Source organism: Algoriphagus aestuariicola (assembly GCF_017254835.1).
Lineage (GTDB): Bacteria > Bacteroidota > Bacteroidia > Cytophagales > Cyclobacteriaceae > Algoriphagus > Algoriphagus aestuariicola.
In genome coordinates, this window is record NZ_JAFKCW010000042.1 from 1 (window position 1) to 340 (window position 340).

At 56.5% G+C, this 340-nt stretch carries 1 protein-coding gene; it reads left to right on the forward strand.

Annotated elements, in window-relative coordinates; genetic code table 11:
* A partial coding sequence (locus tag J0A67_RS23585; RefSeq protein ID WP_206571678.1) for a hypothetical protein occupies nt 1-340 on the forward strand: 340 nt, incomplete at both ends.

Sequence of the window (340 nt, forward strand, 5' to 3'; positions counted from 1 at the left end):
GATCTGGCTGCGCCGGACATCATCGTGCGCAACGAAAAGCGTATGCTGCAAGAAGCGGTAGACGCCCTGCTGGATAACGGCCGTCGCGGTCGTGCGATCACCGGTTCCAACAAACGCCCTCTGAAATCTTTGGCCGACATGATCAAAGGTAAGCAGGGTCGTTTCCGTCAGAACCTGCTCGGTAAACGCGTTGACTACTCAGGCCGTTCCGTTATCACCGTAGGTCCATACCTGCGTCTGCATCAGTGCGGTCTGCCTAAGAAGATGGCGTTGGAGCTGTTCAAACCGTTCATCTACGGCAAATTGGAGCTGCGTGGCCTGGCCACCACCATCAAAGCCG